We start from the raw sequence: 18,984 nt of genomic DNA, 5'->3' as shown, positions 1-18,984 counted from the left end.
TAGTGTGGGGTCTCCCCATGTGAGAGTAGGGAACTGCCAGGCATCAAATAAGAAGAACCCCGTACCGTAAGGTGCGGGGTTTTTTGCTTTTGTTTTCTCCCTCACCCTGCGGGAGAGGGCATCAGACCGCACCATTCCCCTCCTGGGCTTTCTCCGGAACTTACCTTGCTAACGAAATTTGTGATCTCCCTCGCAATGTTATTTATAACAAAATAATAACATTTAATTTACAAGGTATTGAGTTCCTTCAGAGCTCAGCATGCCGTTGTTTATGGCAGGAGTATAATCATAATGACCGAAAGCATTACATCGAACGGGACGCTGGTTGCCAGTGATACCCGAAGAAGGGTATGGGCAATTGTTAGTGCCTCATCCGGTAACCTGGTTGAATGGTTCGACTTTTACGTCTACTCATTCTGTTCACTTTACTTCGCACATATTTTCTTCCCGTCAGGAAACACCACAACGCAGCTACTGCAAACGGCAGGTGTATTTGCAGCAGGATTCTTAATGCGGCCGATTGGTGGCTGGTTATTTGGCCGTATCGCAGACCGTCGCGGGCGTAAAACCTCCATGCTGATCTCGGTCTGCATGATGTGTTTTGGTTCCCTTATCATCGCCTGTCTGCCGGGGTATGACGCTATCGGAACCTGGGCGCCCGCCCTTTTATTGCTGGCTCGTTTATTCCAGGGACTCTCCGTTGGGGGAGAGTACGGCACCAGCGCCACGTACATGAGTGAAATTGCACTTGAAGGTCGGAAGGGTTTTTACGCCTCTTTCCAGTATGTCACGCTCATCGGCGGTCAACTGCTGGCCATTCTGGTTGTCGTGATCCTGCAGCAGATCCTCACAGACAGCCAGCTTCATGAATGGGGATGGCGAATTCCTTTCGCGATGGGGGCTGCACTGGCGATCGTGGCGCTTTGGCTGCGCCGTCAGTTAGACGAAACCTCGCAAAAAGAGGTCAGGGCGCTGAAGGAAGCGGGATCGTTTAAAGGACTGTGGCGAAACCGCAAAGCTTTCCTGATGGTTCTCGGTTTCACCGCCGGTGGTTCACTCAGTTTTTATACTTTTACCACCTACATGCAAAAGTATCTGGTGAATACTACGGGAATGCACGCCAACGTCGCCAGCGTCATCATGACCGCCGCGCTGTTCGTCTTTATGCTGATACAGCCGCTAATTGGTGCGCTCTCAGATAAGATCGGCCGTCGCACATCGATGTTGATTTTTGGTGGCATGTCCGCCTTATGTACCGTCCCCATTTTAACCGCGCTTCAACATGTCTCATCACCTTATGCCGCATTTGCACTGGTGATGCTGGCGATGGTGATTGTGAGTTTCTACACCTCGATCAGCGGAATACTCAAGGCCGAGATGTTTCCGGCACAGGTGCGTGCTTTGGGAGTAGGGCTTTCTTATGCGGTCGCCAATGCCCTGTTTGGTGGTTCGGCTGAGTACGTTGCGCTGTCCCTGAAATCATGGGGAAGCGAAACGACATTCTTCTGGTATGTGACGATCATGGGGGCGCTGGCCTTTATCGTATCCCTGATGCTGCATCGCAAAGGGAAAGGTATTCGTCTTTAATAATGCGCCATCTGCCACACGGCATAGCCGGTCGTGGCACCGGCAACATCCCAGGCAAAATCTTTCCAGCTCCAGCCGCTCCCTGAGGGGCGGCTATCCCATAATTCTTTCGATGCCCCAAGACTGACTGAGAACATCAGGCCGATTGCCGCACTACGATCCCGGCTATATCCCTGGTGCTGGGCGTACTCATTACCGGCAGCGGACAACATCGCGGATGCGAGGAAGTGTTGCGCTTTATCCTGGCCGGACCAACTATCGTTCGCCATATGACTACAGCCGGTTAAACAGAGGGTCGTGACTAACAGAGGAAGACGCATCAACAGCTCCATAAAAAAGCCCTGCGGGTGGCAGGGCCTGGATATTACAGAATACGGCTGATAAGACGATCGATACGGATGCGACGCAAACGGCGAATAAGCTTACGAACCTTCACCGGATAATCGGCAATGCTCTGTAGCTCGCGGTAATGACGAACAACCGTCGTATGTGTACGAATAAGTTCCAGTTCACGTTCACGTTGCGCGGCCAGCTCATGTTGTGGATCGTGGATCAGAATTGCGTTTTCCAGATCCAGACGCCAGGCACGAGGGTTCAGGTTGTTGCCGGTCAGCAGCATCCATTCATCATCAACCCACATTCCTTTGAGATGATAGCTGTTATCTTCATCTTTCCAGAGACGCACCACCAGCTGGTCGGTGTTTACGTAATACTGTAAGCGACTGAGGAAACGACGCAGGTTAATCTCATAAAGGTAGGGCAGGGCGCCGATGATTTTGAAGGGTTGATCTTCAGGAATGAAAAAGTCATTAGCCGTTTTATCACCGACAATAATTTCCACTTTTTTACCGTCGCGCAGCAGCTGAATGATATTGCGCACCAGCACGGCGGGAAGGTTAAAGTACGGCGTACAGATAGTGAGCTTCTGCTCCGCGCACGGCATCAGATGGAAAATCGTTTTGTTCAGCAGGCTGGATTTTCCTAAGCCCACCAGAGGTGTAACGGACAGCTCTTCGTTGTTTGCATCGCCCTGGAAATGATAAACCGCATCGCGCAGCTCCTGGCGGAACGCGCGAACGTCGTTTTTGATTTCCGGGCTTTTCGGGCGATGAGGATCGTCAAGGCGATTCACACCACGGCCATGTACCAGATGCTTATCCACCCAGTTAAACATGATGTCGGCCATCTGCGAATTACGGATCAGATGGTAGCGGTCGTAGCGATACTTATCGAGCTGATGAAGGTAAACATCATTCAGACTCGCGCCACTATAAAGCACGCTGTCATCGATGATGAACCCTTTGAAATGGAGTACGCCAAGCGCTTCACGGGTATTCACCGGCACCCCGTAAACAGGGACATCAACGCCAGGATTTTCCTGCGCCGTGCGGCAATACCAGTCTGCGTTTGTATTTGAAGCAGCAGCGCCAATACGGCCACGCTGAGCGCGGTGCCAGTCAACCAGCACGCGAACATCCAGTTCAGGACGCTGACGCTTGGCTTCGTAGAGCGCATTCAGGATCGCGCGGCCACCTTCATCTTGTTCAAGATAGAGTGCCACAATGCAAATGCGTCGCGTGGCGCTGGCAATCTTTTCCAGAAGCGTCTCCCGAAAATGAGCGGGAGCGTAAAAGAACTCTACATCATCAACTGACTGAGAAATCTTCGGTAGTTGAGCAAGGTGTTGTTGATGTTTATTACGCTTAAATTTTGACAACATCACAGTGCGTTTCTTCTCTGTTCATTGAAGGGTTGTCTGTACCATGCAAACAACATAAGCGGACAATGATACCACCAGTCCCGTCCAAAGTGGGTAACATTTCCAGTAGCTTACTCGGGTTTATCCGGCGATTTCAGAGTGAGGGAGAGGGCAACAATCCCCTCGTCCAGCTGAATATCAACGTCAAAACCGAGTTTTCGCGCCAGGGTCACCATACCGCGATTGTTTGGCATAGTAATGCCATTCAGGCGTAACAATCCGTGATCGCGCGTATAACTGATGAGTTTTTCCAGTAGCCGCCGCCCAAGGCCCAGGCCTTTAAGATCGGAGCGCACCAGTACGGCAAACTCCGCATCGACGTTATCCGGATCTGAAATAGCACGCGTCACGCCAAGGATCTCATCACCGTTTTCGGAACGACGAACGGCGACAAAGGCCATTTCTCGATCGTAGTCGATCTGGGTCATATTGGCTAAATCATCATGGGTAAATTCGTTGATTTCGCTGAAGTAGCGATAGTAAAGATCCTCTTTCGTGACCTGAGAGATAAACGTCCGCAATTGGGGTTCGTCTTCCGGCAAAATGGGGCGAAACAGCGAACGCTCACCGTTCTTCATCTCCACCCACTCTTCCAGTTGCAGAGGATAAGGACGGATTGCCAGACGGCTCTCTCTGTCGCCTTCGAATGGTGCGATATCCAGCGTGACGTCCAGCGCCGTGAACTCATTGCCGGAGGCGAGCAGAGGATGAATGTCCAGCCGCTGTATCTCCGCGCAATCGACTATCAGGTTTGAGACCTGCACCAGGAACTGGCTTAACCCCGCAATGTCGAGCGGACGCAGGGCGCTCCGGCCACGGATTTTTTTGCTTTTGATGGCCTGAATAATCAGATAGCGAGCAAGGTTCATGTTCAACGGCGGTAAAGCCACCACGGCTTGTTCTTCAGGGCGCCATTCCACGCCACCTTCTCCCAGCATGATGAGCGGGCCAAAAACCGGATCGTGCTCAACAACCACCCGCAGTTCCTGTGCGCCCGCGCGGTTCGCCATGCTTTGCACCAGCAGTCCGTGGATCCTGGCCTGAGGCCAGGCCATTTTTACGCGGTCGAAAATAGCATCTGCCGCTTGCTGAACTTCAGCCGCGGTTCGAAGATACAGCATTACCCCCTGCACATCGGACTTGTGGGGAATATCCGGTGAGCGAAGCTTAAGGGCGACTGGATAGCCTATCTGTTCGGCAATATGTACTGCTTCCGCGCTGTCGCTGGCGATCCAGGTGGGCAGCGTCTGCATCCCATAGCTACCAAGAATGGGTTGCACTTCGTGAGTGTCCAGCGATGTCGCACCTTCATCGATAGCCTGCTGCAACAGCCGGTGAACGTCGACGGAATTTGCCGTCAGATTGCCGGGCAATGCTGGGGTTTCACGCAACTGTTTCTGGTTACGACGGTACTCCACCATATGCATAAAGGCGGTAATAGTCCCTTCCGGGGTGCGGTACGTTGGCAACCCCGCTTCGCTGAACAGTCGCCGCGCCTCCTGAGAGGAGAACTCACCGCACCAGTTGGTGAGCAGAGTGACGTATTTACCACGCGGATGGTTACGCACTGCTTCAATGAGGGCTCGCGCGCTCTCACTGCCAGGAGCGACCGCGCTGGGGGAATGGATAATCATCAGCGCATCGAAATCCTGACTATCCAGCAAAATAGAGATGGCTTTGATATAGCGATCGCTACTGGCATCATCGCGTAAATCAAGGGGGTTCCCGGGGGCAACGCTGATGGGTAAAGCCTCTCTCAGGCGCTGAAGCGTCTCTTCACCGAGCGTGGCCAGCTTGCCATTACGTAACCACAGTTCGTCCAGCGCCAGCGCCGCCGGAGCTGCACCGTTACTGACGATCATTAATTTCTCTCCGCGCAACGGACGCATATGACTCAACGTCTCGACGGCGGAAAAAAGTTCGTGCGTGTCCTGTACCCGCAGTAAACCCGCGCGCTGGATAGCCGCATCCCAGGCGGGATCCATCCCGGAATGGGAATGCAGCAGGCTTTGTGCTGCAGGGCTGCGTCCGCTTTTGATGACCAGGATGGGTTTATTACGTGACGCGCTGCGCGATGCCGACACAAAACGACGGGCGTCGCTGAGGTGTTCAAGATAAAGCAGGATCGCACTGGTTTTGCTGTCACGCGCCAGAAAATCCAGCAGTTCATCCACGTCGATATCCAGGCTGTCACCCAGGGCGATGAAGTAGGAGAACCCCATCTCACGCTGCTGCGCCCAGTCAAGGATTGTGTTGGATACCGCAGCCGACTGCGAAATAAAAGCAAGTTTGCCTTTACGGATCGGCACTGGAGAAAAGCTGGCGTTCAGTCCTTGCCAGGGGGCGAGTAATCCCAGACTGTTCGGCCCGAGAATACGCATTTGATAGCGGCTGGCACACGCCAGAAGCTCGGGCTGCTGTTCAGGAGGAGATGAGAGGATAATGCAGGTCTTACATCCTTTCTTGCCGAGCGATTCCAGCAATTCCGGGTTACGTTTCGCATTTGTACAGAGTACGGCCAGATCGGGTACGAAAGGCAGGCTCTGCACATCAGGCCACGCAAGCACCCCCTGAACGGCCTTATAGGCCGGTGTAACGGGCATAACGGGGCCATTAAATCCGCCGGCCAGCAGGTTGCGCATCATCAGATAGCCAGCGCGATCCGGTTTCATTGATGCGCCGATAACGGCTATGGATTTAGGACGTAGTAGCGCTTCTAACCCTCGCTGGCTCATGCAGGCCTCCTGTGAATGCAAGCGACCTGATGATTTTAAACGTTTTCTGTCCCGGTTGCTGTGACACTGCCCTTATGAACGGTTTTTCCCGCCAGATAGCGTTCGCGAAAACGGGAGAAATGGCTGCCCAGCGCGCCAGCCGCCTCGGTATCACCCGCTAAATCCAGCAGTGCGATCGCCACTTCGGCGGTGCAGTATTGTCCGTCAGCATGGGCTTCACGTAAGCGGTAGGCCGATACGCGAGAGAGGTCAACAGAAATGATCGGCAGCGCGTCAAGGTAAGGACTTTTACGGAACATTTTTCGCGCTTCCGTCCAGGTGCCATCCAGCATAATAAACAGCGGTGGTTTTCCGGATGGCGGGGCTGACAATACCTGACGGTCGGCGCCTGCATAGGAGGCGGGGAAAACGACCATCGGCTGATAGTCCGGGCTTGCCACTAAGTCGAGCAGGGCCTGAGGAGGCTCCGTTCGCGACCACTGAAACGCGGCCGTATCAGGCAGAATATCGGCGATCAGACGACCCGTATTGCTGGGTTTCATCGGTTCGGTATCAAACATGACCAGGCAAAAACGGCTTTCCGCCGTGGCCGGTACCAGCGTGTCGCACAGGCACACTTTTAACGGCAGCAGGCAGCGCTGGCAGCGACGGATGCGGTTGCCACGAGCGAGAAAAGGGCGAGTCGCGCGGGCAAGGCGTTCGGCGCGTAATTGAAGTACAGCGTTATCAGTCATGGGCGAAAGGGCAGGAAAAACCCCATTTTCGCAGAGGCGGGAACGGGGCACAAGATGTGCCCCGTGAATGTTACAGCGACTCGTTCAACCAGCTCTCGAACGGCGCTTTGGGTACCGCGCCGTTGAGCATGTCGATGACTTCACCATTTTTGAAAATCATGATGGTCGGAATGCTACGAATACGAAAACGGGCGCTGAGCTCGCGTTCTGCCTCCGTATTCACCTTCACAAAACGCATCTTCCCGCTGCGTTCTTCGGCGACATCTTCAAAGATTGGTGCGAAGTTACGGCACGGGCCACACCATGGTGCCCAGAAATCAACAACCACCGGGAGATCGTCCTTGAGGAGTTTGTCCAGCGTAGCACCTGTAGCGTTAATCACATCGCCATCAAACAACTCATGGCCACAACGCCCGCATTTCGCACCATCCTCGATCCGATCGTCCGGAATGCGGTTAAGAGCCTGACAGTTGGCACATACGGTATTCATAACTAACCTCTGATAGAACCATGGGACAGCGGCAGTATGCCGATAATGTTTCTAATATGTTACATATTATCAATGAGCCTGTTTGAAACGACAATGCGTTTTATTCAATGAGAACAATAGTCACAGGCTTTTGTACGAAATTATGGCTATGCGCTTGCACATCGGGTAATCTGCGCGCTTCGCGCAGCGCTGGTGGAGAAAAGCATGAACGACGAAATGAAAAATAAAAGCGGCAAGGTCAAAGTGATGTATGTCCGCAGTGATGATGACTCTGATAAACGCACCCAAAATCCGCGTACCGGAAAAGGTGGCGGGCGTCCGGCGTCCTCTCGTGCAGACGGTGGCCGTCGCCCCGCCCGCGATGACAGAAACAACCGCGGTGATGACCGCAAACGTGATGACCGCAAGCGTGACGATCGCAAACGCGATGATTTTGCACGTGAGGGTTCGTCACCATGGCGTACCGTGTCCCGCGCGCCTGGCGAAGAGACGCCTGAAAAAGCCGATCACGGCGGCATCAGCGGTAAAAGCTTTATCGATCCGGAAGTGCTGCGCCGTCAGCGTGCGGAAGAGACACGCGTGTATGGCGAAAACGCCTGTCAGGCTCTGTTCCAGAGCCGCCCTGAGTGTATCGTTCGTGCATGGTTTATCCAGAGCGTCACCCCCCGCTTCAAAGAAGCCCTGCGCTGGATGGCGGCAAACCGTAAAGCCTATCATGTGGTTGATGATGCCGAGTTGACGAAAGCGTCAGGCACCGAACACCACGGTGGTGTCTGCTTCCTGATCAAAAAACGCAACGGCACAACGGTGCAACAGTGGGTCAGCCAGGCCGGTGCCGATGACTGCGTGCTGGCGCTGGAAGATGTGGGTAACCCGCATAACCTGGGTGCGATGATGCGCAGCTGCGCGCACTTCGGCGTTAAAGGGGTACTGCTGCAGGATGCTGCGCTGCTGGAATCCGGTGCTGCGATCCGTACTGCGGAAGGCGGTGCCGAGCACGTTCAGCCGATCACCGGCGACAGCGTTCTGGATGCCATCGAGCAGTTCCGTAAAGCGGGCTATTCCATTGTGACGACCTCCAGCCATGCCGGTACGCCGCTGTTTAAAGCGACGCTGCCGCGCAAGATGGTGCTGGTGTTAGGTCAGGAACGTGATGGTCTGTCAGACGCGGCACTCTCGAGTGCGGATCTGAGCGTCTCTATTGACGGGACGGGCAATGTGGAAAGTCTGAACGTTTCCGTCGCGACCGGCGTACTGCTGGCGGAGTGGTGGCGTCAGAACAAAGCATAAGCTTTTTATGTGCCGGGCCAGCCCGGCACATTCATTTCCTATTCGCTTTCTGCCGGTAACACGGGCATCCAGTCAATCGGCGTTTCGCCACGTTTTTCCAGCCACTCATTCGCCAGAACAAAATGATTACAGCCAAAGAAACCACGATGGGCTGACAGCGGAGACGGGTGTGGTGCTTTCAACACGTGATGACGCTGACGGTCGATAATCGCCCCTTTCTTCTGCGCATGCGATCCCCACAGTAAAAACACCACTCCTTCGCGATGTTCATTAATCAGACTAATCACTTTATCGGTGAAGGTTTCCCATCCAAGGCTGGCGTGAGAGTGCGCCTGACCTGCTCGTACGGTTAAGACAGTATTCAGTAACAGCACGCCCTGGCGCGCCCAGCTTTCCAGGTAACCATGATTGGGCCGGGTAAAACCCGGGATCGTTCCTTCAAGCTCTTTATACATGTTCAGCAGAGAAGGGGGGATAGCCACGCCCGGGCGCACAGAGAAGGCCAGTCCATGAGCCTGACCAGGGCCGTGGTAAGGATCCTGACCCAGGATCACGACTTTGACATCGCTCAGTCCGGTATAGCGAAACGCGTTAAATACGTCTTTCTGGGGCGGATAAATCGTCTGGCCAGACTGCCGCTCTGCCGCAACGGTACTGAGAGTGTTGATAAAATAGGGCTGCTGTTTCTCTTCTGCCAGCACATCGTGCCATGTCAGCGGTGTCGTCATCTCGCTCTCCTGCGAATCTCATTCTGCGCCTAGCTTAACCGCTAAATCCTGCGGTGCAAAATTCCATGCGGAAATTAGCCCTAACTCCTTAAATTATGGTTGAAAAATTACAAATTGATTTGAATTGGTAAGGCTGGAAAATTGATCTGAAACAATAAAACCAGACCACACTCTTTGTGTGGTTGGTGATTTTGTTGATTTAAATCAATAAATCGCCGTGGTGTGAATGATATATATACACACAAGAAACAATGGTTTTACCAATTGGCCGCGAAAGGTCGACACCAGTTAATGTAGCCTAAGGGAGGCAACACATGATTACAGGTATCCAGATTACTAAAGCTGCAAACGACGATCTGCTCAACTCTTTCTGGCTGCTGGACAGCGAGAAAAACGAAGCACGCTGTGTGGTAGCAAAAGCGGGTTTTGCGGAAGATGAAATCGTTCCAGTTAATAAGCTGGGCGAAATTGAATACCGCGAAATCCCAATGGAAGTGAAACCTGAAGTGCGTGTTGAAGGTGGTCAGCATCTGAACGTGAACGTACTGCGTCGCGAAACGCTGGAAGATGCGGTTAAGCATCCTGAAAAATACCCACAGCTGACTATTCGTGTGTCTGGCTACGCGGTGCGTTTCAACTCTCTGACCCCGGAACAGCAGCGCGACGTTATCGCGCGTACCTTTACTGAAAGCCTGTAAGGTTTTTAGCCACGGGGGTGGAACAAAAAGCCGGGATATTTCCCGGCTTTTTTTTACTCTTCAGTTTTCGCTTCTGACGCAGTACCGCTTGGCTTACGGCGTTTACCAATATTCTTGGTATCGCGATGACGCTGCTTCACGCGCGGCTTCTCTTTTTCTTTCTCTTTTCTCTCCGCACGTTTCGCCAGTGCTTTTTTAGACGGTTTGCCCGTCATTTTTTCACTCGGTGCACGCGTGGTTGGGCGCAGGCCATCGACAACGCGGGATTTCAGCGGCTCGTCGATATAGCGACCAATTTTCTGCAGCAGCAGATGGTCGTGCGCTTCAACCAGGGAGATCGCTGTACCTTTACGCCCGGCGCGGCCGGTACGGCCGATGCGGTGCAGATAGGTATCACCGCTGCGCGGCATATCGAAGTTGATCACGTGGCTGACGTCCGGAATGTCAATCCCGCGAGCAGCAACATCTGTTGCCACCAGCACGTTAACGCGGCCATCGGTCAGACGCTTAATGCCTTCGGTACGTTTGATCTGTGCCATCTCGCCTTCGAGATAGCAGTTGTTAATCCCGGCATTACGCAGCATTTCAGCCAGCTCATGCACACGCTCGCGCTTACGCACAAAGACGATAGTGCGGGTGGCCTCTTCCTGCTTCAGCAGGTGCTTGAGCAATTCAACCTTGTGCTCAAGGTTGTCCGCGCGATAGTACCACTGATGGATCTTCTTGCGTTCACGGGTAGAAGGCGTTGCCGACACTTCCACCGGATCTTCCAGCAGGCGCTCTGCGAAGTCTTTGATCGCGTCCCCTTCGAGGGTGGCAGAGAAGAGCATTGTCTGGTTGCGCCAGCGCGTCTCGCCGGCGATGTGTTCGATATCCTGCGCGAAGCCCATGTCCAGCATACGGTCGGCTTCGTCCAGAATCAGGGTTTCTACCGCGCGGCAGTCAAAGTTCTCTTCTTTAATGTATTGCAGCAGACGGCCTGTCGTCGCAACGACGATATCCTGGTTTTCGCTGAACACTTCGGCGTGGTTCATATACGCAACGCCGCCGGTGATTGTGGCGATATCCAGATGGGTATTCGCTGCCAGCTCGCGTGCGTGATCGGCAACCTGCATAGCCAGTTCACGGGTAGGCGTCAGGATCAAAATACGCGGCGGGCCTGATTTTTTACGAGGAAAATCGAGCAGGTGCTGCAACACAGGCAGCAAGTAGGCTGCTGTTTTCCCCGTGCCGGTTGGCGCAGAACCGAGCACATCGCGGCCCTCAAGCGCAGGCGGAATGGCCGCTGCCTGAATGGCGGTCGGGCGTGTAAAGCCTTTGCTCTCAAGTGCATTGAGCAGGCTTTCATCGAGTTCAAGTTCGGAAAAAGTCGTTACAGTCATGTTCTACCTCTGTGTGGGGCGCTGATTATAGACGTTACGGCTGTAATCTTCATCTGTTTGTATGGATATCGCTTTTCGGCCACTTCGCTTTCCCCTATGCTACTCCAGTTTCACTTAGAAGGTTGCTCTGACATGTCTCAACTCAAAGCGCAATTGCGCCGCGATGGTTTTACGTTTAAACAATTTTTTGTTGCTCACGATCGCTGTGCCATGAAAGTCGGTACAGACGGTATTCTACTGGGAGCGTGGGCGCCTGTCGCAGGGGTTAAGCGCATTCTGGATATTGGCACCGGCAGTGGTCTGCTGGCATTAATGCTGGCTCAGCGCACGGATGAACATGTCACCATTGATGCGGTTGAACTGGATGCACAGGCAGCAGGGCAGGCGAGTGAAAATGCGCTCGAATCCCCCTGGGCAACCCGAATTAAAGTTGAATGCGCGGACGTACTGGCCTGGGCACCAGAGCAAACGGCGCGTTACGATTTGATCGTCAGTAACCCTCCCTACTACGCGCCCGGCGTGGAGTGCGGTACGCCTGAGCGCGAACAGGCTCGCTATACCGGTTCGCTCGATCATAAAGCCCTGTTAACCAGCGCGGCGAATTTAATTTCCGAAGAAGGGTTCTTCTGCGTGGTACTTCCCGAAAGCACCGGCAATACCTTTATTGAGATCGCACGGGAGATGGGCTGGAACTTACGGCTGCGTACCGATATCTCGGATACGGAAGGGCGGTTACCACACCGGGTCTTGCTGGCGCTTTCGCCAAAAGAGGGGGAATGTTTTAACGACAGGATGGTTATCCGTGGGCCAGACCAGCGTTACTCCGAAGATTACACTGCGCTGACCCAGGCATTTTATCTGTTTATGTGACGCTGCGGGGAGAGAACCGACGGGCCGGATTCAGGCAGCGTGTCGGGATAATCCAGGGTGTAGTGTAAACCCCGACTCTCTTTACGCATCATCGCGCAGCGAACAATCAACTCGGCAACCTGCACCAGGTTACGCAGCTCCAGCAGATTGTTGGAAACGCGGAAATTGGCATAATACTCATCAATTTCCTGCTGCAGCATGGTGATACGGCGTAAGGCTCGCTCAAGACGCTTCGTCGTGCGTACAATGCCAACGTAGTCCCACATAAATAGCCGAAGCTCATGCCAGTTATGCTGGATCACAACCAGCTCATCCGGGTTTTCCACGCGGCTCTCATCCCAGGCTGGTAAGTGCTCAGCGTGGCGGGCATACGGCATGCGTTTGGTTATATCCACCGATGCGGACCAGCCGTAAACCAGGCACTCCAGCAACGAGTTGGATGCCATGCGGTTCGCGCCATGTAGTCCGGTATAGCTCACCTCGCCGATGGCATACAGACCATCCACATCCGTACGGCCATGATCGTCAACCATGACGCCACCACAGGTATAGTGAGCGGCTGGCACAATCGGTACCGGGTCGCGCGTCAGATCAATCCCAAGGCTGAGCAGCTTTTCATAAATCATCGGGAAATGCTGACGGACAAACTCAGCCGGTTTGTGGCTGATATCCAGATACATGCAATCCACGCCAAGACGTTTCATCTCGTGATCGATAGCGCGGGCGACGATATCACGCGGCGCAAGCTCGCCTCGCGGGTCAAAGTCCGGCATAAAACGTGAGCCGTCCGGTCGTTTCAGATACGCGCCTTCACCGCGCAGGGCTTCCGTCAGCAGGAAATTGCGCGCCTGCGGATGGAACAGTGCGGTTGGATGAAACTGGTTGAACTCAAGATTGGCAACACGACACCCGGCGCGCCAGGCCATGGCGATACCATCACCAGAGGCAATGTCCGGGTTGGTGGTGTATTGATATACTTTGGAGGCGCCACCTGTTGCCAGCACCACGGCTTTCGCCTGACAGGTTTCGACCTTTTCTTTGTTACGATTCCAGACCCAGGCCCCCACCACCCGGCGCGTGCCCGGCAGGCCAATCTTGTCAGAAATAATCAGGTCAACGGCATTACTGCGCTCAAGCACCCGAATATTAGGATGGCTGAGCGCCTTGCTGACCAGGGTGGTTTCCACCGCTTTACCGGTGGCATCTGCAGCGTGCAGGATCCGGCGGTGGCTGTGTCCGCCTTCGCGGGTAAGGTGGTAACTCTCTTCGCCGTTTGGCTGAACCTGAGTATCAAACAGTACACCCTGGTCAATAAGCCACTGGACGCAGTGACGCGCATTGCTGGCGACAAATTCCGCAGCATGTTCATCGACGATCCCGGCTCCGGCAATCAACGTATCTTCGACGTGTGACGCAATGCTGTCTGTTTCATCAAACACGGCGGCAATTCCGCCCTGGGCATAAAATGTGGAGCCTTCGCTCATCGGTCCTTTACTCAGAACAATTACGCTCTGATGCTCAGCCAGACGCAGCGCCAGCGAGAGTCCTGCCGCGCCGCTACCGATGATCAGTACATCACAATGTAGTTCAGGTGTTGTGTTCATGATTTTTGTTTAATTTACTAAACAGTGTTTGGGCAGAATAGCACCTCAGTGCGAGATATCGCACGTTTTTTTTATTCTCAGTTGCAATGACTAAACGCGGATGCGCGGATTTCCGGCATGTAAAAGAAGGAAAATATTTTGCGAAGCAGGTCGTTAGCTTCAGATTTTGTGGTGAAATAAAGCCTGGGTTGCGTTACTCTTCTGACCGGATAAGAGATGTTTGAAGTCAGAAAGTGGGTATGTATCGTGAACAGACTTATAATGAGAGAAAATAAACAGTCTGTGACGCGATGAACAAAAACAAAGGCGTTACGGAACTTATTGAAGAATAGACACTCCAACTCGGTGCTTGCTCAAAAGTGCGGGATTTGTAGAGTGGCGTTTCGATAACGCGTGGAATTTTGGTTTGGGGAGACATTACCTCGGATGAGCGAGCAGTTAACGGACCAGGTCCTGGTTGAACGGGTCCAGAAGGGAGATCAGAAAGCCTTTAACCTACTGGTGGTGCGCTACCAGCATAAGGTGGCGAGTCTGGTTTCCCGCTATGTACCGTCAGGTGATGTGCCTGATGTTGTACAAGAGTCTTTTATTAAGGCCTATCGCGCGCTGGACTCGTTCCGGGGAGATAGTGCTTTTTATACCTGGCTGTACCGTATTGCGGTCAATACGGCAAAGAATTATCTGGTCGCTCAGGGCCGTCGTCCGCCTTCAAGTGATGTGGACGCAATCGACGCCGAAAACTTCGAAAGTGGCGGTGCGCTGAAAGAAATTTCGAACCCTGAGAACTTAATGTTGTCAGAAGAACTGAGACAAATTGTTTTTCGCACGATCGAGTCGCTCCCGGAAGATTTACGCATGGCAATTACGTTACGGGAGCTTGATGGTCTGAGCTATGAAGAGATAGCCGCTATCATGGATTGTCCGGTCGGCACGGTACGTTCACGAATTTTCCGTGCGCGAGAAGCTATTGATAATAAAGTTCAACCGCTTATCAGGCGTTGACGATAGCGGGATACTGGAAAAGGTATTAGGCATGCAGAAAGAAAAACTTTCCGCTTTAATGGATGGTGAAACGCTGGATAGCGAGCTGCTCAACGAGTTGTCTCATTCTCCCGAAATGCAAGAGACCTGGGAGAGTTACCATCTCATCCGTGACACCCTTCGTGGTGACACCAGCGAGGTTATCCATTTCGATATCTCAGCCCGCGTGATGGCGGCTATTGAGAATGAGCCTGTTCATCAGACCACTCCGCTGATTCCTGAAGCTCAACCTGCACCACACCAGTGGCAGAAAATGCCGTTCTGGCAGAAGGTGCGTCCGTGGGCCAGTCAACTTACCCAAATGGGTGTGGCGGCATGCGTATCGCTTGCAGTTATCGTTGGCGTCCAGCACTATAATACTCAGTCTGAAACTAATCAGCAGCCAGAAGCGCCAGTGTTCAATACACTGCCGATGATGGGCAAAGCCAGCCCGGTAAGTTTGGGTGTACCGGCTGATGCCTCCGCCAGTGGCGGTCAGCAACAGCAGGTTCAGGAGCAGCGCCGTCGCATTAATGCGATGTTGCAGGATTATGAGTTGCAGCGTCGTCTGCACTCAGAACAGCTTCAGTTTGAGCAGGCACAAACCCAGCAGGCTGCTGTGCAGGTGCCAGGAAACCAAACTTTAGGAACGCAATCGCAGTAATGAAGCAACTTTGGTTCGCCATGTCTCTGATGGCGGGTAGCCTGTTCTTCTCTGCCAACGCCTCGGCTGATGTTTCATCCGGGGCGTTGTTGCAGCAAATGAATCTGGCCAGCCAGTCACTCAATTACGAGTTGGCATTTATCAGCATCAATAAGCAGGGCGTCGAGTCGTTACGCTATCGCCACGCCCGTCTTGATAATCAGCCGCTCGCGCAACTTTTACAGATGGATGGCCCGCGTCGGGAAGTGGTTCAGCGTGGTAACGAAATCAGCTATTTCGAGCCAGGCCTGGAGCCTTTCACCCTCAATGGCGACTATATCGTTGATTCTCTGCCATCGCTCATCTACACCGACTTCAAGCGCCTTGCCCCTTACTACGATTTTATTTCGGTAGGGCGTACGCGCATCGCTGACAGATTGTGTGAAGTGATCCGCGTTGTCGCCCGCGACGGGACGCGTTACAGCTACATTGTCTGGATTGATGCCGAAACCAAGCTTCCAATGCGTGTAGACCTGCTTGATCGCGATGGCGAAACGCTGGAACAGTTCCGCGTTATCTCCTTTAGCGTCAATAATCAGGTGGGTAATAGCATGCAGAATCTGGCGAAAGCCAGCCTGCCGCCGCTGCTCTCCGTTCCGGTGGGAGATTCCGTGAATTTCAACTGGGTTCCTTCCTGGATCCCGCAAGGCTTTACGGAAGTATCAAGCAGCCGCCGACAACTGCCTACCATTGAAACGCCGGTTGAATCGCGCCTCTACTCCGATGGCTTGTTCAGCTTCTCGGTGAACATCAATCGCGCGACGGCAAACAGTGCCGAACAAATGCTGCGTACCGGACGTCGAACAGTCAGTACCACGGTACGCGACAACGCGGAGATCACCATCGTCGGCGAATTACCCCCGCAAACGGCGAAGCGTATTTCTGACAGCATCAAATTCAGGGCTGCACAATGATTAAAGAGTGGGCTACGGTTGTATCATGGCAGGACGGTGTTGCGCTGGTAAGCTGTGATGTAAAGGCCTCCTGTAACAGTTGTGCATCCCGGGCGGGTTGCGGCAGCCGCGTGCTAAATAAGCTCGGGCCGCAAACCTCGCACACGCTTTCCGTGCCAAGTGAGCAACCGCTGGTGGCAGGACAGAAGGTGGAACTGGGTATTGCCGAAGGCAGCCTGTTGGGTTCCGCAATGCTGGTTTATCTCTCCCCGCTGGTGGGGCTCTTTGTGATGGGCGGCGTGTTTCAGATGCTGTTTGGTACCGATGCGGCGGCTATGTGCGGCGCTGCATTGGGAGGTATGGGTGGTTTCTGGCTTGCCAAAGGTTTCTCCCCAAGGCTCGCAGCCCGCGAAGCGTGGCAGCCTGTTATTCTCAGCGTAGGGCTGGCACCAGACCAACTTCGTGTTGAGACGCTCTCCTCTGAGGCCCGGTGATCCATCGGGCTTTATCATCATTTACATCTTAAAAAAGAAAACGCCATTTCTTCACGCTATACCTGGCGCTAAGTGCATTTCCAGGTAACGGAGATGTAGTGTAGAATGCTGCGTTTTCGCACTGAAAAACGTCAGGCTAAGAACAGCGGCCTCCAGGAATTCGTAAGGCATAATTATTTAACTATATGAAGAACATACGTAACTTTTCGATCATTGCTCACATTGACCACGGTAAGTCGACGCTGTCTGACCGTATTATCCAGATTTGCGGTGGCCTGTCTGATCGTGAAATGGAAGCCCAGGTTCTGGACTCCATGGACCTGGAACGCGAACGTGGTATCACCATTAAAGCGCAGAGCGTCACGCTCGATTACAAGGCGGCTGATGGTGAAACCTACCAACTGAACTTTATCGACACCCCAGGCCACGTTGACTTCTCCTATGAAGTTTCTCGCTCGCTGGCAGCCTGTGAAGGCGCGCTGCTGGTGGTGGATGCGGGGCAGGGCGTAGAAGCCCAGACCCTGGCAAACTGCTACACGGCGATGGAAATGGATCTCGAGGTGGTGCCGGTTCTGAACAAGATCGACCTTCCAGCCGCTGACCCTGAGCGCGTGGCGGAAGAGATTGAAGATATCGTCGGAATTGACGCGACCGATGCCGTGCGTTGCTCGGCCAAAACCGGCGTGGGCGTTACCGATGTGCTGGAACGTCTGGTGCGTGATATTCCGCCACCAGAAGGTGACCCGGATGCCCCACTGCAGGCGCTGATTATCGACTCCTGGTTCGATAACTATCTGGGCGTTGTCTCGCTGGTGCGTATTAAAAACGGCACCATGCGTAAAGGCGACAAAATTAAGGTGATGAGTACCGGCCAGGTCTATAACGCAGACCGTCTCGGGATCTTCACACCAAAACAGGTTGACCGTACCGAGCTGAAATGCGGCGAGGTGGGTTGGCTGGTTTGTGCCATTAAAGACATTCTCGGTGCGCCAGTGGGCGATACCCTGACCGGCGCGCGTAACCCGGCAGAAAAAGCGCTGCCAGGCTTTAAAAAGGTGAAACCACAGGTTTATGCCGGCCTGTTCCCGGTCAGCTCTGACGACTACGAGAACTTCCGTGATGCGCTCGGCAAGCTGAGCCTGAACGATGCCTCGCTGTTCTACGAGCCAGAAAGCTCCACGGCGCTCGGCTTCGGCTTCCGCTGCGGCTTCCTTGGTCTGCTGCACATGGAGATCATTCAGGAACGTCTGGAGCGTGAATACGATCTGGATCTGATCACCACCGCGCCGACCGTAGTGTACGAAGTGCAGACCACCAACAAAGAGATTGTCTACGTCGACAGCCCGTCCAAGCTGCCGCCGCTGAACAACATCGATGAGTTGCGTGAGCCAATCGCAGAGTGTCATATGCTGCTGCCGCAGGAATATCTGGGTAACGTTATCACGCTGTGCGTGGAGAAACGTGGCGTTCAGACCAACATGGTTTACCACGGTAACCAGGTCGCGCTGACCTACGAAATCCCAATGGCGGAAGTGGTTCTCGACTTCTTCGACCGTCTGAAGTCTACGTCTCGTGGCTATGCGTCACTGGATTACAACTTCAAACGCTTCCAGGCTTCGAACATGGTACGTGTGGACGTGCTGATCAACGGCGAACGTGTTGATGCGCTGGCCCTGATCACCCACAACGACAATGCACCGTACCGTGGCCGTGAGCTGGTTGAGAAGATGAAAGATCTGATCCCGCGTCAGCAGTTTGATATCGCGATTCAGGCGGCCATCGGCAACCACATTATCGCCCGCTCTACCGTGAAACAGCTGCGTAAAAACGTTCTGGCGAAATGCTATGGCGGTGACGTCAGCCGTAAGAAAAAGCTGCTCCAGAAGCAGAAAGAAGGTAAGAAGCGTATGAAGCAGGTCGGTAACGTCGAACTGCCGCAGGAAGCATTCCTTGCCATTCTGCATGTTGGTAAAGACGGCAAATAACCCTAAGGAGTT

The 18,984-nt window shown here is 53.6% G+C and carries 18 protein-coding genes; 10 read left to right on the top strand and 8 right to left on the bottom strand.

Going from position 1 to position 18,984, the window contains the following annotated elements:
- The first annotated feature begins 291 nt into the window (after positions 1 to 291).
- On the top strand, positions 292 to 1,587 hold the full coding sequence (locus ACMWKA_RS05120; protein WP_013098335.1) for an MFS transporter: 1,296 nt from the start codon (positions 292 to 294) through the stop codon (positions 1,585 to 1,587).
- On the opposite strand, the gene ACMWKA_RS05115 is transcribed toward ACMWKA_RS05120, so the two are convergent.
- From ACMWKA_RS05115 to trxC, 5 genes are all read right to left on the bottom strand, one after another.
- Positions 1,584 to 1,907, bottom strand: a complete 324-nt coding sequence (locus tag ACMWKA_RS05115; protein ID WP_045293518.1) for a YfiM family lipoprotein — start codon at positions 1,905 to 1,907, stop codon at positions 1,584 to 1,586. The genes ACMWKA_RS05120 and ACMWKA_RS05115 overlap by 4 nt on opposite strands.
- 44 nt (positions 1,908 to 1,951) lie before the next feature.
- Complete coding sequence (gene pssA, locus ACMWKA_RS05110; RefSeq protein ID WP_029882218.1) at positions 1,952 to 3,307, bottom strand: CDP-diacylglycerol--serine O-phosphatidyltransferase; 1,356 nt, start codon at positions 3,305 to 3,307, stop codon at positions 1,952 to 1,954.
- Between the two features lie 110 nt (positions 3,308 to 3,417).
- Complete coding sequence (locus ACMWKA_RS05105) at positions 3,418 to 6,081, bottom strand: bifunctional acetate--CoA ligase family protein/GNAT family N-acetyltransferase (RefSeq protein WP_013098332.1); 2,664 nt, start codon at positions 6,079 to 6,081, stop codon at positions 3,418 to 3,420.
- Positions 6,082 to 6,116: 35 nt separating this feature from the next.
- A complete protein-coding gene (tapT, locus tag ACMWKA_RS05100) occupies positions 6,117 to 6,815 on the bottom strand; it encodes a tRNA-uridine aminocarboxypropyltransferase (protein ID WP_040023399.1) in 699 nt (232 codons plus the stop codon).
- Between the two features lie 70 nt (positions 6,816 to 6,885).
- The gene (gene trxC, locus ACMWKA_RS05095; protein WP_013098330.1) at positions 6,886 to 7,305 is read right to left on the bottom strand and encodes a thioredoxin TrxC; all 420 of its coding nucleotides are present in this window, start codon (positions 7,303 to 7,305) and stop codon (positions 6,886 to 6,888) included.
- Between the two features lie 204 nt (positions 7,306 to 7,509).
- Between trxC and ACMWKA_RS05090 the strand changes: the two genes are divergently transcribed.
- On the top strand, positions 7,510 to 8,595 hold the full coding sequence (locus ACMWKA_RS05090) for a tRNA/rRNA methyltransferase (protein WP_038985714.1): 1,086 nt from the start codon (positions 7,510 to 7,512) through the stop codon (positions 8,593 to 8,595).
- 38 nt (positions 8,596 to 8,633) lie between these two features.
- Here ACMWKA_RS05090 and ung read toward each other — a convergent pair whose 3' ends face one another.
- Complete coding sequence (gene ung, locus ACMWKA_RS05085) at positions 8,634 to 9,323, bottom strand: uracil-DNA glycosylase (RefSeq protein WP_414760039.1); 690 nt, start codon at positions 9,321 to 9,323, stop codon at positions 8,634 to 8,636.
- A 314-nt stretch (positions 9,324 to 9,637) separates the two neighbouring features.
- On the opposite strand from ung, the gene grcA reads away from it, so the two are divergent.
- Positions 9,638 to 10,021, top strand: a complete 384-nt coding sequence (gene grcA / locus ACMWKA_RS05080; protein ID WP_013098327.1) for an autonomous glycyl radical cofactor GrcA — start codon at positions 9,638 to 9,640, stop codon at positions 10,019 to 10,021.
- Between the two features lie 53 nt (positions 10,022 to 10,074).
- Here grcA and srmB read toward each other — a convergent pair whose 3' ends face one another.
- A complete protein-coding gene (gene srmB / locus ACMWKA_RS05075) occupies positions 10,075 to 11,403 on the bottom strand; it encodes an ATP-dependent RNA helicase SrmB (protein WP_013098326.1) in 1,329 nt (442 codons plus the stop codon).
- Positions 11,404 to 11,535: 132 nt separating this feature from the next.
- Here srmB and trmN point away from each other — a divergent pair, with 132 nt between their 5' ends.
- Positions 11,536 to 12,273 carry a tRNA(1)(Val) (adenine(37)-N(6))-methyltransferase TrmN gene (trmN, locus tag ACMWKA_RS05070; protein ID WP_013098325.1) on the top strand — a complete coding sequence of 246 codons (738 nt, stop codon included), beginning with the start codon at positions 11,536 to 11,538 and terminating at the stop codon, positions 12,271 to 12,273.
- On the opposite strand, the gene nadB is transcribed toward trmN, so the two are convergent.
- Positions 12,258 to 13,877: an L-aspartate oxidase gene (gene nadB / locus ACMWKA_RS05065; protein ID WP_062729925.1), complete on the bottom strand. Its 1,620-nt coding sequence runs from the start codon at positions 13,875 to 13,877 to the stop codon at positions 12,258 to 12,260. The genes trmN and nadB overlap by 16 nt on opposite strands.
- Before the next feature lie 349 nt (positions 13,878 to 14,226).
- Between nadB and rseD the strand changes: the two genes are divergently transcribed.
- From rseD to lepA, 6 genes are all read left to right on the top strand, one after another.
- A complete protein-coding gene (gene rseD / locus ACMWKA_RS05060; RefSeq protein WP_225368419.1) occupies positions 14,227 to 14,307 on the top strand; it encodes a rpoE leader peptide RseD in 81 nt (26 codons plus the stop codon).
- Positions 14,304 to 14,879: an RNA polymerase sigma factor RpoE gene (gene rpoE / locus ACMWKA_RS05055; RefSeq protein WP_006176728.1), complete on the top strand. Its 576-nt coding sequence runs from the start codon at positions 14,304 to 14,306 to the stop codon at positions 14,877 to 14,879. The genes rseD and rpoE overlap by 4 nt, the downstream gene beginning before the upstream one ends.
- 31 nt (positions 14,880 to 14,910) lie before the next feature.
- On the top strand, positions 14,911 to 15,561 hold the full coding sequence (gene rseA, locus ACMWKA_RS05050) for an anti-sigma-E factor RseA (RefSeq protein WP_023620106.1): 651 nt from the start codon (positions 14,911 to 14,913) through the stop codon (positions 15,559 to 15,561).
- On the top strand, positions 15,561 to 16,514 hold the full coding sequence (gene rseB / locus ACMWKA_RS05045) for a sigma-E factor regulatory protein RseB (protein WP_194500603.1): 954 nt from the start codon (positions 15,561 to 15,563) through the stop codon (positions 16,512 to 16,514). The genes rseA and rseB overlap by 1 nt, the downstream gene beginning before the upstream one ends.
- Positions 16,511 to 16,987: a SoxR-reducing system protein RseC gene (gene rseC, locus ACMWKA_RS05040; protein ID WP_040023394.1), complete on the top strand. Its 477-nt coding sequence runs from the start codon at positions 16,511 to 16,513 to the stop codon at positions 16,985 to 16,987. Before rseB ends, rseC begins: the two co-directional genes overlap by 4 nt.
- A gap of 185 nt (positions 16,988 to 17,172) precedes the next feature.
- Positions 17,173 to 18,972 (top strand): translation elongation factor 4, encoded by a 1,800-nt coding sequence (lepA, locus tag ACMWKA_RS05035; RefSeq protein WP_013098320.1) that lies wholly within the window; start codon positions 17,173 to 17,175, stop codon positions 18,970 to 18,972.
- Positions 18,973 to 18,984: the final 12 nt, after the last annotated feature.

Source organism: Enterobacter sp. 03-F-07-AD-ECC, from assembly GCF_047530935.1.
Taxonomy (GTDB): Bacteria; Pseudomonadota; Gammaproteobacteria; order Enterobacterales; family Enterobacteriaceae; genus Enterobacter; species Enterobacter cloacae.
This window is presented reverse-complemented; position numbering and strand designations above follow the sequence as displayed.

Excerpts from the sequence above, each read along its gene's own strand:
- ACMWKA_RS05120 (WP_013098335.1), top strand. The coding sequence starts at position 292 with ATGACCGAAAGCATTACATCGAACGGGACGCTGGTTGCCAGTGATACC.
- ACMWKA_RS05115 (WP_045293518.1), bottom strand. The coding sequence starts at position 1,907 with ATGCGTCTTCCTCTGTTAGTCACGACCCTCTGTTTAACCGGCTGTAGT.
- pssA (WP_029882218.1), bottom strand. The coding sequence starts at position 3,307 with ATGTTGTCAAAATTTAAGCGTAATAAACATCAACAACACCTTGCTCAA.
- ACMWKA_RS05105 (WP_013098332.1), bottom strand. The coding sequence starts at position 6,081 with ATGAGCCAGCGAGGGTTAGAAGCGCTACTACGTCCTAAATCCATAGCC.
- tapT (WP_040023399.1), bottom strand. The coding sequence starts at position 6,815 with ATGACTGATAACGCTGTACTTCAATTACGCGCCGAACGCCTTGCCCGC.
- trxC (WP_013098330.1), bottom strand. The coding sequence starts at position 7,305 with ATGAATACCGTATGTGCCAACTGTCAGGCTCTTAACCGCATTCCGGAC.
- ACMWKA_RS05090 (WP_038985714.1), top strand. The coding sequence starts at position 7,510 with ATGAACGACGAAATGAAAAATAAAAGCGGCAAGGTCAAAGTGATGTAT.
- ung (WP_414760039.1), bottom strand. The coding sequence starts at position 9,323 with ATGACGACACCGCTGACATGGCACGATGTGCTGGCAGAAGAGAAACAG.
- grcA (WP_013098327.1), top strand. The coding sequence starts at position 9,638 with ATGATTACAGGTATCCAGATTACTAAAGCTGCAAACGACGATCTGCTC.
- srmB (WP_013098326.1), bottom strand. The coding sequence starts at position 11,403 with ATGACTGTAACGACTTTTTCCGAACTTGAACTCGATGAAAGCCTGCTC.
- trmN (WP_013098325.1), top strand. The coding sequence starts at position 11,536 with ATGTCTCAACTCAAAGCGCAATTGCGCCGCGATGGTTTTACGTTTAAA.
- nadB (WP_062729925.1), bottom strand. The coding sequence starts at position 13,877 with ATGAACACAACACCTGAACTACATTGTGATGTACTGATCATCGGTAGC.
- rpoE (WP_006176728.1), top strand. The coding sequence starts at position 14,304 with ATGAGCGAGCAGTTAACGGACCAGGTCCTGGTTGAACGGGTCCAGAAG.
- rseA (WP_023620106.1), top strand. The coding sequence starts at position 14,911 with ATGCAGAAAGAAAAACTTTCCGCTTTAATGGATGGTGAAACGCTGGAT.
- rseB (WP_194500603.1), top strand. The coding sequence starts at position 15,561 with ATGAAGCAACTTTGGTTCGCCATGTCTCTGATGGCGGGTAGCCTGTTC.
- rseC (WP_040023394.1), top strand. The coding sequence starts at position 16,511 with ATGATTAAAGAGTGGGCTACGGTTGTATCATGGCAGGACGGTGTTGCG.
- lepA (WP_013098320.1), top strand. The coding sequence starts at position 17,173 with ATGAAGAACATACGTAACTTTTCGATCATTGCTCACATTGACCACGGT.